This is a genomic window from Micromonospora sp. KC207, assembly GCF_004348615.1.
GTDB lineage: Bacteria > Actinomycetota > Actinomycetes > Mycobacteriales > Micromonosporaceae > Micromonospora.
In genome coordinates this window covers 1-1,448 of record NZ_SMKJ01000578.1, presented here as the reverse complement: position 1 = coordinate 1,448, position 1,448 = coordinate 1, and the positions used below count along the sequence as shown (strand labels likewise).

General features: G+C 74.7%; 2 protein-coding genes. Both read left to right on the top strand.

Annotated features, from left to right (window positions below):
* On the top strand, positions 1 to 881 hold an 881-nt coding region (locus tag E1258_RS32600; RefSeq protein ID WP_132407822.1), incomplete at its 5' end, for a beta-ketoacyl reductase.
* Positions 882 to 933: 52 nt separating this feature from the next.
* Positions 934 to 1,448: beta-ketoacyl synthase N-terminal-like domain-containing protein (locus E1258_RS32595; protein WP_305847288.1), on the top strand; the 515-nt coding region annotated here is incomplete at its 3' end.

Genomic DNA, 1,448 nt, shown 5'->3' with positions numbered 1-1,448 from the left:
CCGCGCTCATGGGCAGCCCGGGGCAGGGCAACTACGCCGCCGCCAACGCGTTCCTCGACGCGCTCGCCGCCCACCGCCGCGCGGCCGGGCTGCCCGCCACCTCCCTCGCCTGGGGCATGTGGGCGGACGCCACCGGCATGACCGGCGACCTGGACGAGGCCGAACTGGCCCGCCTGGAACGCATCGGCGTCGGCGCCATCTCCGCACAGCTCGGCCTCGACCTCTACGACCGGGCGCAGCAGATGGCGGACGCGCTGATCGTGCCGGTCCGGCTGGACGTCGCCGCGCTGCGCCGCCAGGCCGGCGCCGGGATGCTCAACCCGCTGCTGCGAGCCCTGGTCAAGGCCCCCGCCCGGCGTGCTGACGCGGGCGGCCGGTCGCTGGCCCACCGGCTGGCCGCGGTCCCGCGCGAGGACTGGGAACGCGTCGCGCTGGACCTGGTCCGCGCCCAGGTTGCCACGGTCCTCGGCCACACCTCCCCGGAGGCGATCGACCCTGGCCGCGCGTTCAAGGAGCTCGGCTTCGACAGCCTCGCCGCTGTCGAGGTCCGCAACCGGCTCACCCAGGCCACCGGCCTGCGACTGCCCTCGACCCTGGTCTTCGACCACCCCACCCCGGCCGCGGTCACTCGGTTCGTCATCGCCGCCGCGATGCCCGACGCCGCGCCGCCCGACCCGCAGGGGACCGAGGAGAACGAACTGCGGGCCGTGCTCGCCACGATCCCGCTGGCCCGCATCCGCCAGGCCGGCCTGCTCGACGCCCTGCTGGAACTGGCCAGCGGCGACCCGGCGGACGAGCCCGCCGCCGACGCCGGGATCGCCTCGATCGACGACATGGACGTCGAGGCGCTGATCCGGATGACCGAAGAGGACCCGGCATGACCACAGCCGAGAACCTGGCCGCCCCCGCGCGGCCGGACGGGAGCGCATGAGCATGGCCGCCGACCAGACCGCTCTCGTGGAGGCGTTGCGCAAGTCGCTCAAGGAGACCGAGCGCCTGCGGCAGCAGAACCGCCGGCTCGTCGCCCAGTCCACCGAGCCCCTCGCGATCGTCGGCATGAGCTGCCGCTACCCGGGCGCCACCTCGCCCGACGAGCTGTGGCGGATGCTCGCCGACGGCCGGGACGCGATCACCGGGCTGCCGCGCGACCGCGGCTGGGACGTCGACACCCTGTACGACCCGGACCCGGACCGGACCGGCCGGGTGTACGCCCGCGGCGGCGGCTTCCTCGAAGGCGTCGGTGACTTCGACGCCGGCTTCTTCGGAATCAGCCCCCGCGAGGCGCTCGCCATCGACCCGTCGCAGCGCCTCTCGCTGGAGACCTCGTGGGAGGCGCTGGAGGATGCGGGTATCGATCCGACGTCGCTGCGCGGCTCGGACACCGGCGTCTTCTTCGGCGCCGTCACCTCGGACTACGGCGGCTCGACGCCGCCCGAGTTGGAGGGTTT